Source organism: Neoaquamicrobium sediminum (genome assembly GCF_040970315.1).
In the GTDB taxonomy this organism is placed as follows: domain Bacteria; phylum Pseudomonadota; class Alphaproteobacteria; order Rhizobiales; family Rhizobiaceae; genus Aerobium; species Aerobium sediminum.
This window is the reverse complement of record NZ_JAZHFV010000004.1, coordinates 154,455-169,739: the sequence shown is the minus strand read 5'-3', so window position 1 is coordinate 169,739 and position 15,285 is coordinate 154,455. Positions and strand designations below refer to the sequence as shown.

Here is a 15,285-nt window from a genome sequence, read left to right as displayed (position 1 = left end):
GCTGAATGGCGGCGAATGACACAACGCGCTCGCCGCACGCCACTCTCGACTGGCGCCCGCTCGACGGCCTCGGCTGGAACGAAATCGCCGAAGCTTTCCGGCTCTGCTACGATGGCTACCTGATCCCCATACGCATGACCGCGCCGCAGATGGCAGCGCGTTTCGCGGCCGAAGATCTCGACATGCAGGCAAGCGGCATCGCGCTCGTCGATGGCAAGGTCGCGGCTATCGGCATGGTCGCCCGGCGCGGTCGTCTGTCGCGTCTGGCCGCCTTCGGCGTCAGCACCGGCTTTCGCGGCAAGGGCATGGCCTCACAGGTTCTGGACAGGCTCGTGCACGAGAGCACGGCGCGGAGCGATGCCCGCATGGAGCTTGAGGTTTTCGAGCACAACCACCCAGCGGTGAAGCTCTATGAACGTTTTGGTTTCGCCTGCATCGACAGGCTCATCGGCTTCGAGAAGCCGGTGCCGAACGCACAGCTAGACGCGGCTACGCCGGAACTTTCCTCGCCCGACATCCTTGTAGAACTGATGCACGAGGAAAAGACCGACGACCTGCCCTGGCAACTGCAACCCGTTACCTTGGCCCGCCTTGAGGCGCCATGGCAGGTGATCTGCAACGGAGACGCCCTCGCGCTCGTCGACTTTTCCCGAGAGACCGCCATTGAGGTCAGGATGATCCATGTACAGCGTGGATCGAGACGGCAAGGGCACGCTCGCGCGCTTCTCTCCATTATCGAAGGGCTGGCCGGCGAAAGGCCGATCCGCGTCCCGCAGCTCATTCCCGCGAGATATCAAGCCTTTGCAGAAGCGCTCGGTTTCACGCCGCTCGAGCACTACCAATTCAGAATGGCGCGATGATGCGCAACGCACCCAACACGTCACCTTTCAATTTAGTCATAATTCCGTTTAGAGTCGCCATCACTTTGATGCCGAAATCAATTCAGAGGCGCGCCAATGGCATTTCTCAGAACCCTGGGAGCTGACGACGGTCTCAGCGAGGGCGCGGAATACGATCCGCGCAACCTGTCGAGCCCCCAGGTCTTCCTGCTGTCGATGCTCATATTCCTGGCCATCGTGGGCTTCGTCGCGGCCATTCTCTACCGCCAGATTTCGACCGCCTTCCAGACCAATCCTGGCCTCAACGGTCTGATCCTCGGCGTGCTGGTGGTCGGCATCCTGCTTGTCTTCGGGCAGGTGTTCCGCCTTGTGCGCGAGGTTCGCTGGGTCAATTCCTTCAGGGCCGGCACGCAGGCGCGCGATCCTGTATTGCTGGCCCCCATGAAGGCACTACTGGGACGCTCGTCCACCATGACGTTGTCGACCAGTTCCATGAGGTCGATCCTCGATTCAATCGCCACGCGCCTCGACGAGAGCCGCGACATCTCGCGTTACCTGACCGGTCTGCTGATTTTTCTCGGCCTGCTCGGCACCTTCTGGGGCCTGCTGCAGACCATCGGCGCGATCGGAACCACTATCCAGACGCTCGATCCCGGCTCGGGCGACGTCAACGATGTGCTGGATACGCTGAAGGCGGGCCTTTCGGCGCCGCTTTCCGGCATGGGCACTGCGTTCTCGTCCTCGCTGTTCGGTCTTGCCGGCTCGCTGGTGCTGGGCTTTCTCGACCTTCAGGCAGGCCGCGCCCAGACACGTTTCTACACGGAACTGGAAAACTGGCTGTCGTCGGTTACGGATGTCGGCTCAGACTTTGCCGTCGGCACGGATGCCGCAAACACGTCGGAAGAACTCAAGGCGTTGTCGGAGCGTCTGCGCACCATGCAGGAAGGCGATGGCACCTCCAATCCCCGCATCGCAGCCTCCATGGCCAGCCTTGCCGATGGTATCAGCGGTCTGGTTAAGAACATGCGTTCCGAGCAGCAATTGATGCGCGACTGGGTGGAGGCTCAAGCCAACGAGCAGAAGGCAATGCGCGTGACGCTCGACAAGCTCACCGACGCCATCCGCAAGCAGGAGAAGGGTTGAGATGGCGCTGGCGCGCAGGCGCAACAATCGCAGCGTCGATTACTGGCCGGGCTTCGTCGATGCCCTGTCGTCGCTGCTGCTTGCCATCATGTTCCTGCTGTCGGTCTTCGTACTGGCGCAGTTCCTGCTCAGCCAGGAGATCACCGGCCGGGATGCGGTACTCACCCGGCTGAACTCCCAAATCAATGAATTGACCCAGCTTCTCGCCCTCGAACAGTCGAATTCGCAGGATCTCGAGGACATGCTATCCAACATGCGTGCCTCGCTGTCACAAGCGGAAAGCGAGCGGTCGCGTCTCGAGCAGCTCTTGGCGACTGGAGCAGGCGCCGGTGCGGAAGCCGAGCAGCGCGCATCGCAGCTTTCGGGCGAGCTTGACGAGGAGCGCCAGCTCAGCCAGCGCGCACTCAGCCAGGTCGAACTGCTGAACCAGCAGATAGCCGCATTGCGCAGCCAGATCGGCGCGCTCGAGGCCGCACTGGAGGTCTCGGAGGCGCGTGATCGCGAATCCAACACCAAGATCGCTGACCTTGGCCGCAGGCTCAACGTAGCGCTGGCCCAGCGCGTCCAGGAATTGAACCGCTATCGGTCCGACTTCTTCGGCCGTCTGCGTGAAATCCTGTCCGACCGCGAGGGCATCCGCGTTGTCGGCGACCGCTTCGTCTTCCAGTCCGAGGTGTTGTTCCCCTCCGGTTCGGAAGTGATCAACGACGCGGGCCGCGAGGAGATGGCGAAGCTGGCGGAAGCAATCCTCGAACTGCAGCGCGAGATCCCGCCGGAAATCAACTGGGTACTGCGCGTCGACGGCCACACCGACAACATCCCGCTATCGGGCACGGGCCGCTATCGCGACAACTGGGAGCTCTCAAGCGCCCGCGCGACATCCGTCGTGAAGTTCCTGATCGAGAACGGCGTGCCGCCCGAGCGACTGGTCGCAGCCGGCTTCGGCGAATTCCAGCCGCTCGACCCGGCCGACACGCAGGAAGCGCGCGACCGCAATCGCCGTATCGAGCTGAAGCTGACCGAGCGCTAGATGCCGATCCACAACGCCAGAAGGGCCAGCGCTGCGGGCACCGCCTGAACGTAGAGTATCCTCATGCTGGCAGTCGCAGCGCCGTAGAGCCCCGCCACCAGCACGCAAAGCAGGAAGAATACCTTTACCCCGAACCCCGCCTCGCCGAGCCAGAGCCCCCACGCGAGCCCGGCCACCAGAAAGCCGTTATAGAGCCCCTGGTTGGCAGCAAGCACCTTTGTCGCTGCGGAGAACTCCGGCGTCGTGCCGAAGGCGGCGCGCCCGCGCGGCGTGTCCCACAACACCATTTCCAGCACGACGATATAGACGTGGATCAGGGCGACCAGCCCGATGAGGATGGTGGCGATCATGGCGGTTCCCTCTCTGCCTCGACACCGCAGTTTCAGCACCGATCCTGTCCCGCACGCAAGCGGTTTGCTGCATTGGCGCCGAGGCTCAGGCGAACCGCTTCGCTCCCGCCACGCAGAGAACCACGAGAGCCGTGACCGCGACCATGCTCCAGGCGACCGGCTCGCCGAGCAACAGACCCGCCAGCGCGAGCCCGAAAAACGGTTGCAGCAACTGCAGTTGACCGACACCGGAAATGCCGCCCAGCGCCAGCCCACGATACCAGAACACGAAGCCGACCAGCATGCTGAACACCGACACGTAGGCGAGCCCGATCCATGCCGGCATCTGCACATCGGCAAGCGTATCCGGCAACGTGGCCAGCGCAAGGAAGGCCATCACCGGCAACGACAGCAGCAGGGCCCAGGAGATGACCTGCCAGCCACCCAGGCGGCGAGACAGGGTGGCGCCATCGGCGTAACCCAGCCCGCAAAGCAGGATGGCCCCGATCATCAGCAGATCACCCGTCAGCGAGCCGTCGCCGCTCTCGCTCAAGGCAAAGCCGGCCACCAGCGCGCTGCCGGCAATCGAAAACAGCCAGAAAGCGGGCTTCGGTCGTTCACCACCCCGCAGCACGCCGAATATTGCCGTGCATAGCGGCAGCAGGCCGATAAAGACGATCGAGCGCGCCGCGTTGATATGCTGCAATGCCAGTGCCGTCAGCAGTGGAAAGCCGACCACCACGCCGAGCGCAACGACGGCAAGTGACCCCAGATCGCTTCGCGCCGGGCGCTTCTGCTGCAACGCGACGAGTAGCACCATTCCGAGCAAGGCAGCGATCACCGCGCGCACCGACGTCAGGAACAGTGGCGAGAAGCCGCCGATCGCAACCCGCGTCGCCGGCAGCGATCCGCTGAAGATGATCACGCCCAGGAGCCCGCTGCCCCACCCCGCCGTTTCCGCTTTCATGATGCCTCCTGCAAAGCTGGGTTCGTAGCTGGCAAGGGCTGGCACGGACAGCGACAGTACGATACAATTCGGCAAAACTGTATGGTATCGATCGACAATACAATCGAGGCATCGCATCTTGCAGGATCGTCAGACGCGTACCGAGGAGGTGATGGAGGCGATCCGCGCCAGGGTCGCGCGCCGGGCGCTCGGCACCGGCGATCGCCTGCCCTCCATCCGCGCCTTTGCAGCCACGATGGCGGTGTCGCCGTCTACGGTTGTCGAAGCCTATGACCGCCTCGCCGCCGAGGGGCTTATCCGCGCCCGGCAGGGTTCCGGCTTCTATGTCGCCAGCGCACCACCGCCGCTGACGCTGGCCGAAATCGGCCCGAAGCTCGACCGGGCGCTGGATCCATTCTGGGTTTCCCGCCAATCGCTGGATGCCGCCGCCGCGGTCGCGAAGCCCGGCTGCGGCTGGCTGCCCGCCGACTGGATGCCCAACGACGCTATCCGGCGCGCCTTGCGCAAGGTAGCGAGAACCGACGCTGCAATTCTCTCGGACTATGGCGCAACGCGCGGCCCCTTGGCCTTGCGACACCTGCTGGCCAGGCAATTCGCCACGGAAGGTGTTGACGCAGGACCAGACGGTATCCTGCTGACGGGGTCGGGAACGCAGGCGATCGACTTGATCTGCCGCTTTCTCGTGAGGCCGGGCGAAACCGTGCTTGTCGATGATCCCTGCTATTTCAATTTCCAGGCCCTTCTGCGCGCCCATCAGGCGACAATTGTCGGCGTTCCCTACACGCCTAACGGCCCGGACATCGAGCGGTTCGCGGACGTGGTCGCGCAACATCGGCCGCGGCTCTACATCACCAATTCGGCACTGCATAACCCCACCGGGGCAACGCTGTCGCCGCAGGCCGCCCATCGCGTCCTCACGATTGCCGCAGAACACGGCATGACGATCGTCGAGGATGACATCTTCGCGGATTTCGAACCGGAGCCTTCGGCCCGTCTCGCTGCACTCGACGGCTTGTCCTCCGTCATCCGCATCGGCAGCTTCTCCAAGACGCTCTCCGCATCCATTCGCTGCGGCTACATCGCCGCGCGCACCGACTGGATCGAGGCCTTGATCGATCTGCAGGTTGCCACCAGCTTCGGCGGCGTCAGCCCCGTTGCCGCCGAACTGGTGCTCGCAGCGCTCAGCGATGGCAGCTACCGCAAGCATCTGGACGGCCTACGCCGTCGGCTGAACGGCGCCCGGCGCGACGTCGCGGACAAGCTGGAAAGGTTGGGCATTTCTCCCTGGATGATGCCGCGCGGCGGCTTCTACCTGTGGTGCAGCCTGCCCGTCGGGTGCGATTCAGCCGAGGTCGCGCACGCCGCGCTGAATCACGACGTGGTGCTGGCCCCAGGCAATGTCTTCAGTGTCTCGCAAAACGCCTCCCGTTACATGCGCTTCAACGTGGCTCAAATGGGCGAGCCGCGAATCTTCGAAGTGCTGGCACGGGCGCTGGCCGCCACCCCTGACTAGACTTCAGCGCTTTGCTGGCTCTTGCAAGCAGCTATGCCTTCGTGTCCCCTTCACCATCATCGCAATTGGGAAATCCGCATGTCCTTCCAGAAACTCGACGAACTGGGCCATCGGCTCGAAGCCCTCGGCCACGCCCTTGCCATCCTCGGCGCCGACGAGGCCACCCAGATGGCAGTCGGCGGTGGCGAGGCGCGCGCCGAGGCGATGGCCACGCTGGCCGGCATGCATCACCGCATGGCGACGGCGCCGGAAATTGCCGACTGGATCGAAGCGGCCCAAGACGAGGCGCTCAACGAGGATCAGGCGGCCGCACTGCGCGAGTTCAGGCGCCAGCATCTGAACCTGACCTGCCTGCCGCCGGAATTCGTCGAACGCCAGATGCGCACCCGCATGCGCTGCGAGCAGCTCTGGCGCGACCTGCGTGCCCGCAACGATTGGGCCGGCTTCCAGCCGGCGCTCGGAGGTGTGGTCGACCTCGTGCGCGAGGAAGCGCAATTGCGTGCCGAAGCGTTGAAGCTAGACCCCTACGACGCGCTGATGGAACAATTCGACCCGGGCAACCGCGTCGCCGATGTCGGGCCGGTTCTGGAAGAGCTGAAGACGTTCCTCGTCGACTTCGTGCCGCGCGCCATCGACGTGCAAGAGAAGCGGTTGGCCAAGCGACCGCTGAAAGCGCTCTCCGGCACCTATCCCGTCGACAGGCAGCGCGAGCTGGGGCTGGCGCTGATGGCCGCTGTCGGCTTCGATGTCACGCATGGCAGCCTCTCGGTCTCGCACCACCCATTCTGCGGTGGCGTGCCCACGGACGTGCGCATCACCACGCGCTACCGCACGACCGAATTCCTGTCGGCGCTGATGGGCGTGCTGCACGAGACGGGCCATGCGCTCTACGAACAGGGCCTGCCGCGCGAGTGGGCACATTGGCCGCTTGGCAAGGCGCGCGGCATGGCGATCCACGAAAGCCAGAGCCTGTTCGTGGAAAAGCAGATCGGCCGCAATCCGGCCTTCTGGACTTGGGCACTGCCGATGGTCGAGCGCCATCTTGGCGAGGACTGGTCGCTGGACGACATCCTGCCGCACGTGCACCGGGTCGAGCGCGGGCTGATCCGTGTCGATGCCGACGAGGTCACCTATCCGCTGCACGTCATCCTGCGCTTCGAGCTGGAGCAGGATCTGGTTGCCGGCCGCCTCGAGGTTGCCGATCTACCGGAAGCCTGGGATGCGCGCATGCAGGCTTATCTCGGCCTTTCCACCATAGACAATCCCGCCGACGGCCCCATGCAGGATGTCCACTGGCCGTCCGGCGCATTCGGCTATTTCCCCTCCTATACGCTCGGCGCCATGATCGCCGCGCAGCAATGGACGGCTATCGAGCGCGAGCATCCCGACGTATCGGCAGACTTTGCCGAAGGGCGCTTCGATCGCGTCAACGATTGGCGACGCGAGCGTATCTGGTCGCAGGGTTCGCGCTGGTCGACGCCGGAATTGATCGAACGCGCCACCGGAGAACCGTTGAACGCGGACCATTTCCGCCGGCATCTCGAAGCCCGGTATGGCGGCTGAACAGAAAAAATCACGTTCAAAAAAATTCAACCATGCCGCGAAGTTATTGAATTTCCGAGGTTTCGTGAGCCGTCTCATCAATTCTGACCGCCTATGCTTACGTTAGGTAAGTTTGAACCGTCCAGACGGTACACCTATTCTTCGTCGTGGCCGGAACCTGCCGGCGGCGTTTTGGGAAGGACGCTGTGACAAGGCAGGCTCAGACGGCCAAGATCTGACCACTGGCTCCCAACAGTCGGTCAAGGAATGGACGAAAGAAAATGCGTAACCTTACTCTCAAGACCACCCTTTCCGCGCTTCTGGTTTCCGTGCCCCTGGCAGGTGCCTTTGCTGAGGACGACGCAACGCGTGGCCTCCCGAACGTGGATGCAATGTACACCTCTTCGATCTCGTCTGCGCAGTCTTCCTACGCAAGGCAGCTTGATGCAGCCCTGGTTGCGGCTCAGACCAACCTGCAGGCCGGTGACCGCTCGACCGCTGTCGACGCCGGCAGCGCGTCCCAGGTCCGTGCGCAGATCGACGCTGTAAGGCAGGCCGCTGCCCAGGAGAAGGCCACCAATGGTGGCGACCTGAGCGCCGCCTCCTATCAGGCGCTCTCCGGCCAGGTTCGCGGCATCCAGCAGACCATTCACGGCCTCCAGAACGGTAGCTGATCCCGTCTGACCTCCGTTGAATTGCCCAGAAGGCCGCCGTTTTCGGCGGCCTTCTTAGTTTGTGCGTTGCTTCTGGCCGCCCGTTGACCATCCGCTCCAAACAACGGCAATCTTGCCGTCGGAAAACAAACCCTAGGGAGGGGATCATGGCCGACGAGGCGGACGCCATCGTCATCGGCGGCGGACTTGCCGGCCTTGTCGCAGCCGCAGAGCTTGCCGACGCCGGTCGCTCGGTCGTCATCCTGGAGCAGGAAGGCAGCAATGCGCTGGGCGGCCAGGCTTTCTGGTCGTTGGGCGGCCTGTTCTTTGTCGACAGCCCAGAGCAGCGCCGCATGCGCATCCGCGACAGTCGCGAACTTGCCGTGCAGGACTGGATGGGTTCCGCCCAGTTCGATCGCGAGGAGGATTACTGGCCACGCTGCACGGCCGAAGCCTATGTCGATTTTGCCGCCGGCGAGATGCGCCCCTGGCTTCACGCGATGGGCATGCGCTGGTTTCCCGTCGTCGGCTGGGCCGAACGCGGCGGCGCGCTGGCCGATGGTCACGGCAACTCCGTCCCGCGTTTCCACATTACATGGGGCACTGGCCCCGGCGTGCTGGCGCCCTTCATCCGCCGCGTCGGCGAACATGAGCAGGCAGGCCGCATAAAGATCAGGTACCGCCACCAGGCAAGCCGACTCGTCACCACCAATGGTGCGGTCACAGGCATCGGCGGAGAAGTGCTCGAACCATCGACCGCCGAACGCGGCCGGCGCTCCGGGCGAGGCGTGATCGGCGCCTTCGAACTCTCCGCTCCAAAGGTCATCGTCACCTCTGGTGGCATCGGCGGCAATTTCGACCTGGTGCGCGCCAACTGGCCTGTCGAGCGCCTCGGACCCGCACCGAAAACCATGGTTGCCGGCGTGCCGCACCATGTAGACGGCCGCATGGTCGCCATTGCTCAGGACGCCGGGGCGGCGCTCATCAATGCCGACCGCATGTGGCATTACACAGAGGGCGTGCAGAACTGGGCGCCGATCTGGCCGGACCACGGCATCCGTATCCTGCCGGGGCCATCGTCCATGTGGTTCGACGCACTGGGTGACCGCCTCGCCGCGCCCTGCATGCCGGGGTTCGACACACTGTCGACGCTGAAACGCGTTCTTTCCACCGGCTACGACTATTCCTGGTTCGTGCTCACTCAGAGCATCATCAAGAAGGAGTTCGCCCTGTCGGGTTCCGAGCAGAACCCCGACCTTACCTCAGGCAAGTGGCTGAACGTGCTCAAGACCCGTCGCGGCGCGGGCGCGCCGCCGCCGGTCGAGGCCTTCAAGAAGCATGGTGCCGACTTCATCGTCCGCGATACCCTGCCCGAGCTCGTCTCGGCGATGAACACGATGACCGGCGAGAACCTGCTCGACCCTCAGCGGATCGCGGCGCAGATCCAGGCCCGCGACCGCGAGATCGAGAACCCGTTCTCCAAGGATGCGCAGGTAACAGCCATTCGCGGAGCACGCGCCTATCTCGGTGACAAGCTCATCCGCACGGCCAAGCCGCACCGCATCCTCGACCCCGCCCACGGTCCATTGATCGCGGTACGCCTGCACGTCCTGACCCGCAAGACACTGGGCGGGCTCCACACCAATCTCGACGGACAGGTTCTTGACGCCACCGGCGCCAAGGTGCCCGGCCTTTATGCGGCCGGAGAGGTGGCGGGCTTCGGCGGTGGCGGTTATCACGGTTACAACGCGCTGGAAGGCACCTTCCTCGGCGGCTGCATCTTCTCCGGCCGCAATGCCGGTCGCCACGCAGCCGCCAGCGCCTGAACGGACACGAAAAAGACGGAGACATCATGACCCTCACCAACCAGGACATCGCCGATCTGGTCGAGTTCCGCCGCGAATTGCACCGGTTCCCGGAAATTTCCGGCGAGGAGGCCGAGACGGCGCGCCGGGTTGTGGGGTTCCTGGACGATACGCAGCCCGATACGGTGCTCACCGGGCTCGGCGGTCACGGCGTCGCTGCCGTCTATGACAGCGGGCTACCTGGTCCGACCGTGTTGTTCCGCTCCGAGCTCGACGCACTGCCCATCGAAGAGCTTTCCGACGCGCCGCACCGGTCGACGATTGCAGGCAAATCGCACATGTGCGGCCATGACGGCCACACCACCATCCTCGCCGCTCTCGGCCGCCAGCTTGGGCGGCAGCGCCCTGCGCGCGGCCGCGCGGTGTTGATGTTCCAGCCGGCAGAGGAGACCGGCGCCGGTGCCGCCGGCGTGGTTGCCGATCCCCGCTACGAGGCGATCCGACCGGACTTCGCCTTCTCGCTTCACAATGTGCCCGGCACGCCGTTCGGCCACGTCCGTCTCAAGCCCGGCGTCGTCAACTGCGCCTCGCGTGGCATGCGTATCGTACTGGAAGGCAAGACGGCCCATTCCTCGATGCCCGAGACCGGCACCTCGCCGATGCTCGCCGTCAGCCGGCTGATGCCAGCGCTGGCCAAACTCGGCGGCGGCAGTTTCGAGAACGACGATTTCGGCATGGTCACTGTCACGCATGCGGAAATGGGCGAAGCCGTTTTCGGCATCGCGCCCGGCCGTGCCGAGGTGTGGTGCACCCTGCGCACGCGGCTCGACGAGCGCATGGCCGATCTCTGCGCGGCCGCGGAAGGTTTGGCGCGCGAAATCGCTGCGCAGGACGGATTGCGCTTTGCCGTCGACTATCATGAGATTTTCGTTGCCAGCCTGAACGCACCCGAGGCGGTCGATCACCTGCGCGCAGCACTCGACGCGGAAGGTATCACCCACGACGAGGAACAGCTTCCGATGCGCGCCTCGGAGGATTTCGGCCTGTTCGGGCACACGTCGAAGTCTGCGATGCTGTTCCTTGGAGCCGGCACCGACCTTCCCGAACTGCATAACCCGGACTACGACTTCCCTGATGACCTGATCGCCATCGGTTCGCGGATCTTCATGCGGACGGCGCGGTCATTGCTTGGCTGAAGAGAAAAATAACCACGCCCAAGCTGGTGCCGTAAATGGGCCCAAGCTTTACTCGGCCGCCTTGCCGAAGGCCTCGGCACCGTGGTCGAACTGCAGCCGCGCCAGCCGCGCATAGGTGCCGCCGCGCGCCACCAGGCTCTGGTGCGTGCCCTCCTCGACGATCCGCCCCTGATCCATCACCAGGATGCGATCGGCCTTGAGCACGGTCGCCAACCGGTGCGCGACAACGATGGTGGTCCGCCCCTCCATCAGGCGCTCGAGCGCGGTCTGCACCAGTGTCTCGCTTTCGGCGTCGAGCGCGGAAGTCGCTTCGTCCAAGAGCAGGATCGGCGCATCGCGCAAAATGGCGCGGGCGATTGCCACCCGCTGCCGCTGGCCACCGGAAAGGGTCACGCCGCGTTCGCCGAGCGCGGTCTCGTAGCCATCCTCCAGCTTCGAGATGAAGGTATCGGCATGAGCGTCGCAGGCCGCCGCCTCAATCGCCGCGCGGCTCGCCCCCGGCCGCCCGAAGGCGATGTTGTCGGCAGCGCTCGCGGCAAAGATCGTCACGTCCTGCGGCACGATGGCGATACGGCTGCGTACGGCTTCCGGGTCTGCATCGCTGATGTCCACGCCATCAATAAGCACCGCCCCGGATTGCGGATCGTAGAAACGCATCAGCAGCGAGAACACGGTGCTTTTGCCCGCACCCGACGCGCCGACGATCGCCACCGTCTCCCCCGGTGCGATGCTGAAGGAAAGCCCATGGAGCGCCGACTGCCCCGGCCGTACCGGATAGGCGAAGCACACGTCCCGGAACTCGATCGCGCCGCGCGCGGGTTCAGGCATCGACAGAGGCGACAAAGGCGCGGTCACCGTCGGTTCCTCTGCCAGCAGTTCGGTCAACCGTTCGGCGGCTCCCGCCGCCTGACTGAGTTCGCCCCACACTTCCGACAAGGCGCCGAGAGCGCCGGCCGCCAGCACGGCGTAGAACAGGAACTGGCCCAGCGTGCCCGGCGAGATTGCGCCTGAAAGCACGTCGTAGGAGCCTATCCAAAGCACCGCCACCACGGAGGTGAAGATCGTGAAGATGGCAAAGAAGGTGAGGAAGGAGCGCGCGAACACCGAAGCCCGCGCCGCGGAAAACGCAGTCTCGACCGCCGCCGAAAACCGTTCCGTCACGAGCCTTTCGTTGGTGAACGCCTGCAGCGTCCGCACCGCGCCGATCTGCTCGCTCGCATAGGCAGTGGCATCGGCCAGAGTATCCTGCGCGAATCGCGACTTGCGCCGCACCGAGCGGCCGAAGGCGACCAACGGCAGAACGACGATGGGGATCGCGGCGATGACGAGGCCCGAGAGCTTCGGACTGGTCACGACCATCATCGCGAGCGCGCCGAGCCCCATGATGAGATTGCGCAGCGCGACAGATGCGGTCGCTCCCACGGCGGACTTGATCTGGGTGGTGTCGGCCGTCAGCCGCGAGACGATCTCGCCCGACTGCACCGTGTCAAAAAAACCGGGCGACAGGCGCGTCACATGCGCGAAGACGCCGCGGCGGATATCGGAGACCACCCGCTCGCCCAAGGTGATGACGAAGTAGTATCGGGCGGCCGACGCCAGCGCCAGAATCCCGGCCAGCACCGCCAGCATGGAAAAGTAATTGGCGATCAGGGCGGAATCGGAATCGCTGAAACCGAAGTCGATCATGCGCCGCACGGCGATCGGCAAGGTTAATGTCGTCAATGCGGCGGCAAACAGCGATATGACCGCACCGACGACCAGCCGGCGATAGGGCAGGATGTAGGGAAAAAGCCGCCGAAGCGGTTGCAGAGAACGGTCGCGCCCTCCCCGTTCTGGTATCAGATCCGCCATCAGCCCTTTCCTGTCGCCGTCCCGCGGCGATTTTGCCGGCCAGTCGGCCTTGTGGTTTTCCGCCGGCTCATGTATAGGCCAGCCCGACCGTTTTTGGAGCCGCGGCCTTTCCATAGCTGCGGCTTCAGGTTTTGATAGTGGGCGCATCGCCGCAGCGTAGCGCCGCGCGACAGCCCCGAAAGCCAGGACGACACCGATGAAAGCCGATATCCATCCAGACTACCACACCATCAAGGTCGTCATGACCGATGGCACCGAATACACGACCCGCTCGACCTGGGGCAAGGAAGGGGACACGATGAACCTCGACATCGACCCGACCACGCACCCGGCCTGGACCGGTGGCCAGCAGACGCTGCTCGACCGCGGCGGCCGCCTGTCCAAGTTCAAGAAGCGCTACGAAGGCCTCGGCATCTGAGCCTTGCGTCAGATCAAGCAGAAGTGAAAAACCCGCCGAAAGGCGGGTTTTTTCTTGGCCGCATGTCAGGATTGGAGCCAGAACACAGGGTCAAACCAGGACAAGCGCCGCGACGTGTTGCCGGGCCAATTGAGCCCTCAATCCTTCCGGTCGGAATGACCGAGGTCACGCTCCGGCCATACACGGTCGCGCACGAGCTGCTTCAACACCTTGGCTTCCGGAAAGCCGCCGTCGCGCTTGCGCTCCCATATCAGCTCGCCGTCGAGCGCGATCTCGTACGCACCGCCGGTGCCGGGCACAAGCGCCACCTCGGCGATGTCCGCGCCGAAGGTCGAGAGCAGTTCCTGCGCCATCCAGGCTGCACGCAGCAGCCACTGGCACTGCGTGCAGTAGGTGATCGTGATGCGCGGACGCGGTGCCCCGCCCGAGCCGACCGTCATGCCGCGCTCAGCTTGGCCAGCGTCTCGTCGTCGACCTCGAAATTGGCATAAACGTTCTGCACGTCGTCGTCGTCTTCCAGCGTCGCGATCAGCTTGAGGATCGATTGGGCGCGGTCCTCGTCAACCGGCGTGGAGGTCTGCGGTTTCCAGATCGTCTTGACCGATTCCGCTTCGCCCAGCGAAGCCTCCAGCGCCGAGGTCACGTCGCCGATGTCCTCAAAGGCGCAGATGATGACGTGGCCGTTCTCGTCCGACTGCACGTCGTCCGCACCGGCCTCGATCGCAGCTTCCATCACCGTGTCCGCATCGCCAGCAGCCGCGCCGTAGACAATCTCACCGACCCGGTCGAACATGAAGGAGACCGAGCCCGTCTCGCCCATCGCCCCGCCAGCCTTGGTGAAGGCGGCACGCACGTTGGATGCGGAACGATTGCGGTTGTCGGTCAGGGCTTCGACGATCACGGCAACGCCGCCGGGACCGTAGCCCTCGTAGCGCACTTCGTCGTAATTCTCCGCATCGCCGCCGGACGCCTTGTTGATGGCGCGCTGAATGTTGTCCTTGGGCATCGACTGCGCCTTCGCGTTCTGCACGGCAAGGCGCAGTCGCGGGTTCATGTCGGGGTCGGGTGCCCCCATCTTGGCTGCGACGGTGATTTCGCGCGCGAGCTTGGAAAACATCTTCGAGCGGACCGCGTCCTGCCGGCCCTTGCGATGCATGATGTTCTTGAACTGTGAATGACCTGCCATAACACCCCTATGCGGACTTCTTCGCAATGTCGTTGAATGGCGCGCCTTATAGTGAAAAGCCCGCCGAACGTCCAGAAAAAGCCGGGTGCCGGATAGGCGCAGCAACCGTATGTCGACGCAGATTCTCCTTGCCGCGCGCAGTTTCGAGCCCGAAACTGCTTGTCGGGGCACGTGGAGGCTTGTGATGACGACCGAGCAAGGGGACAGCTACTTCAATCCGGTGAACAACACGCGGCTCGTGTTCACAGAGCTGCCAAAGGACAATGGCGGCGTCAGGCTGGTCATGGACTGGTTTGCAGGCCCGGGAGAAACGCTGCCGAACACGCGCCATTATCACGCCGGTCCGGCGGACTTCGCTTCGGAACGCTTCGACCTCATTGCCGGCAGCGCCGTATACTGGATCGGCGATAGCGAACACCGCGCCGACGCTCCCCACAGTTTCGATGTCCCATGCAACACGGTTCACGTTCATCCGCGCAATGTGGGGAGCGGCGAAATGCATGTGCGCCAGACGGTGACGACACCCCAGCCGGACCTGCACAATCTGCAGCGCGCGCAGCATTTTTTCGAAACGCTGGTGGCGCTCGGGCAGCAGGGCAGGACCGATCGGGCGTGCAACTTTACCGACCGTCTGCAATCGGCGCTAACGGTGAGGGAGACGCTGCTGGACCCGACCTGGCTTGCGGGGCAGTCGCAAGCCCTGCAGCGCGCGACGATTGGCCTTGGCGCAACCCTTGCACTCACGCTCGGCTACAAGGCCCGCCATCTGCCAGTCAAGGAGCAGGCCACCGCGCAGACCCCGTAGCGGGCTCG

The 15,285-nt window shown here is 64.3% G+C and carries 15 protein-coding genes; 10 read left to right on the top strand and 5 right to left on the bottom strand.

What is annotated here, in order from left to right; genetic code table 11:
• Positions 1 to 5 precede the first annotated feature (5 nt).
• The 3 genes from V1479_RS13985 (at position 6) to V1479_RS13975 (ending at position 3,012) form a co-directional block, all read left to right on the top strand.
• Entirely contained in the window at positions 6 to 860 is an 855-nt protein-coding gene (locus V1479_RS13985; protein ID WP_368803422.1) for a GNAT family N-acetyltransferase, read from the top strand.
• A gap of 96 nt (positions 861 to 956) precedes the next feature.
• Positions 957 to 1,982: a MotA/TolQ/ExbB proton channel family protein gene (locus V1479_RS13980; protein ID WP_173194609.1), complete on the top strand. Its 1,026-nt coding sequence runs from the start codon at positions 957 to 959 to the stop codon at positions 1,980 to 1,982.
• A 1-nt stretch (position 1,983) separates the two neighbouring features.
• Positions 1,984 to 3,012: a peptidoglycan -binding protein gene (locus V1479_RS13975; protein ID WP_173194610.1), complete on the top strand. Its 1,029-nt coding sequence runs from the start codon at positions 1,984 to 1,986 to the stop codon at positions 3,010 to 3,012.
• Here V1479_RS13975 and V1479_RS13970 read toward each other — a convergent pair.
• Positions 3,009 to 3,362, bottom strand: coding sequence for a DUF1304 domain-containing protein (locus V1479_RS13970; protein WP_368803420.1), 354 nt, complete (start codon positions 3,360 to 3,362; stop codon positions 3,009 to 3,011). The two genes, V1479_RS13975 and V1479_RS13970, sit on opposite strands and share 4 nt — an antisense overlap.
• Positions 3,363 to 3,447: 85 nt before the next feature.
• Positions 3,448 to 4,308, bottom strand: coding sequence for a DMT family transporter (locus tag V1479_RS13965; protein ID WP_368803419.1), 861 nt, complete (start codon positions 4,306 to 4,308; stop codon positions 3,448 to 3,450).
• 151 nt (positions 4,309 to 4,459) lie between these two features.
• Between V1479_RS13965 and V1479_RS13960 the strand changes: the two genes are divergently transcribed.
• The 5 genes from V1479_RS13960 (at position 4,460) to V1479_RS13940 (ending at position 11,017) form a co-directional block, all read left to right on the top strand.
• Positions 4,460 to 5,821 (top strand): aminotransferase-like domain-containing protein, encoded by a 1,362-nt coding sequence (locus tag V1479_RS13960; protein ID WP_368803647.1) that lies wholly within the window; start codon positions 4,460 to 4,462, stop codon positions 5,819 to 5,821.
• A 78-nt stretch (positions 5,822 to 5,899) separates the two neighbouring features.
• Positions 5,900 to 7,384 carry a carboxypeptidase M32 gene (locus V1479_RS13955; protein WP_368803418.1) on the top strand — a complete coding sequence of 495 codons (1,485 nt, stop codon included), beginning with the start codon at positions 5,900 to 5,902 and terminating at the stop codon, positions 7,382 to 7,384.
• A gap of 260 nt (positions 7,385 to 7,644) precedes the next feature.
• Positions 7,645 to 8,037, top strand: a complete 393-nt coding sequence (locus V1479_RS13950) for a hypothetical protein (protein ID WP_368803417.1) — start codon at positions 7,645 to 7,647, stop codon at positions 8,035 to 8,037.
• Between the two features lie 146 nt (positions 8,038 to 8,183).
• Complete coding sequence (locus V1479_RS13945) at positions 8,184 to 9,842, top strand: FAD-binding dehydrogenase (protein ID WP_368803415.1); 1,659 nt, start codon at positions 8,184 to 8,186, stop codon at positions 9,840 to 9,842.
• 26 nt (positions 9,843 to 9,868) lie between these two features.
• Complete coding sequence (locus V1479_RS13940; protein ID WP_173194615.1) at positions 9,869 to 11,017, top strand: amidohydrolase; 1,149 nt, start codon at positions 9,869 to 9,871, stop codon at positions 11,015 to 11,017.
• Between the two features lie 48 nt (positions 11,018 to 11,065).
• Here the strand turns inward: V1479_RS13940 and V1479_RS13935 are convergent, their stop codons facing one another.
• Positions 11,066 to 12,868, bottom strand: coding sequence for an ABC transporter transmembrane domain-containing protein (locus V1479_RS13935; protein WP_368803414.1), 1,803 nt, complete (start codon positions 12,866 to 12,868; stop codon positions 11,066 to 11,068).
• 196 nt (positions 12,869 to 13,064) lie between these two features.
• Between V1479_RS13935 and rpmE the strand changes: the two genes are divergently transcribed.
• A complete protein-coding gene (rpmE, locus tag V1479_RS13930) occupies positions 13,065 to 13,286 on the top strand; it encodes a 50S ribosomal protein L31 (RefSeq protein WP_173194616.1) in 222 nt (73 codons plus the stop codon).
• Between the two features lie 137 nt (positions 13,287 to 13,423).
• Here the strand turns inward: rpmE and V1479_RS13925 are convergent, their stop codons facing one another.
• Positions 13,424 to 13,726: an Rdx family protein gene (locus V1479_RS13925; RefSeq protein WP_173194617.1), complete on the bottom strand. Its 303-nt coding sequence runs from the start codon at positions 13,724 to 13,726 to the stop codon at positions 13,424 to 13,426.
• The gene (locus V1479_RS13920) at positions 13,723 to 14,472 is read right to left on the bottom strand and encodes a YebC/PmpR family DNA-binding transcriptional regulator (protein WP_368803413.1); all 750 of its coding nucleotides are present in this window, start codon (positions 14,470 to 14,472) and stop codon (positions 13,723 to 13,725) included. The genes V1479_RS13925 and V1479_RS13920 overlap by 4 nt, the downstream gene beginning before the upstream one ends.
• A 181-nt stretch (positions 14,473 to 14,653) precedes the next feature.
• On the opposite strand from V1479_RS13920, the gene V1479_RS13915 reads away from it, so the two are divergent.
• Positions 14,654 to 15,277, top strand: a complete 624-nt coding sequence (locus V1479_RS13915) for a hypothetical protein (RefSeq protein WP_368803412.1) — start codon at positions 14,654 to 14,656, stop codon at positions 15,275 to 15,277.
• Positions 15,278 to 15,285: the final 8 nt, after the last annotated feature.

Bases quoted from the DNA above. Each gene is read 5' to 3' on its own strand.
- V1479_RS13955 (WP_368803418.1), top strand. From the start codon at position 5,900: ATGTCCTTCCAGAAACTCGACGAACTGGGCCATCGGCTCGAAGCCCTC.
- V1479_RS13970 (WP_368803420.1), bottom strand. From the start codon at position 3,362: ATGATCGCCACCATCCTCATCGGGCTGGTCGCCCTGATCCACGTCTAT.
- rpmE (WP_173194616.1), top strand. From the start codon at position 13,065: ATGAAAGCCGATATCCATCCAGACTACCACACCATCAAGGTCGTCATG.
- V1479_RS13920 (WP_368803413.1), bottom strand. From the start codon at position 14,472: ATGGCAGGTCATTCACAGTTCAAGAACATCATGCATCGCAAGGGCCGG.
- V1479_RS13945 (WP_368803415.1), top strand. From the start codon at position 8,184: ATGGCCGACGAGGCGGACGCCATCGTCATCGGCGGCGGACTTGCCGGC.
- V1479_RS13940 (WP_173194615.1), top strand. From the start codon at position 9,869: ATGACCCTCACCAACCAGGACATCGCCGATCTGGTCGAGTTCCGCCGC.
- V1479_RS13975 (WP_173194610.1), top strand. From the start codon at position 1,984: ATGGCGCTGGCGCGCAGGCGCAACAATCGCAGCGTCGATTACTGGCCG.
- V1479_RS13950 (WP_368803417.1), top strand. From the start codon at position 7,645: ATGCGTAACCTTACTCTCAAGACCACCCTTTCCGCGCTTCTGGTTTCC.
- V1479_RS13980 (WP_173194609.1), top strand. From the start codon at position 957: ATGGCATTTCTCAGAACCCTGGGAGCTGACGACGGTCTCAGCGAGGGC.
- V1479_RS13985 (WP_368803422.1), top strand. From the start codon at position 6: ATGGCGGCGAATGACACAACGCGCTCGCCGCACGCCACTCTCGACTGG.
- V1479_RS13965 (WP_368803419.1), bottom strand. From the start codon at position 4,308: ATGAAAGCGGAAACGGCGGGGTGGGGCAGCGGGCTCCTGGGCGTGATC.
- V1479_RS13960 (WP_368803647.1), top strand. From the start codon at position 4,460: ATGGAGGCGATCCGCGCCAGGGTCGCGCGCCGGGCGCTCGGCACCGGC.
- V1479_RS13925 (WP_173194617.1), bottom strand. From the start codon at position 13,726: ATGACGGTCGGCTCGGGCGGGGCACCGCGTCCGCGCATCACGATCACC.
- V1479_RS13935 (WP_368803414.1), bottom strand. From the start codon at position 12,868: ATGGCGGATCTGATACCAGAACGGGGAGGGCGCGACCGTTCTCTGCAA.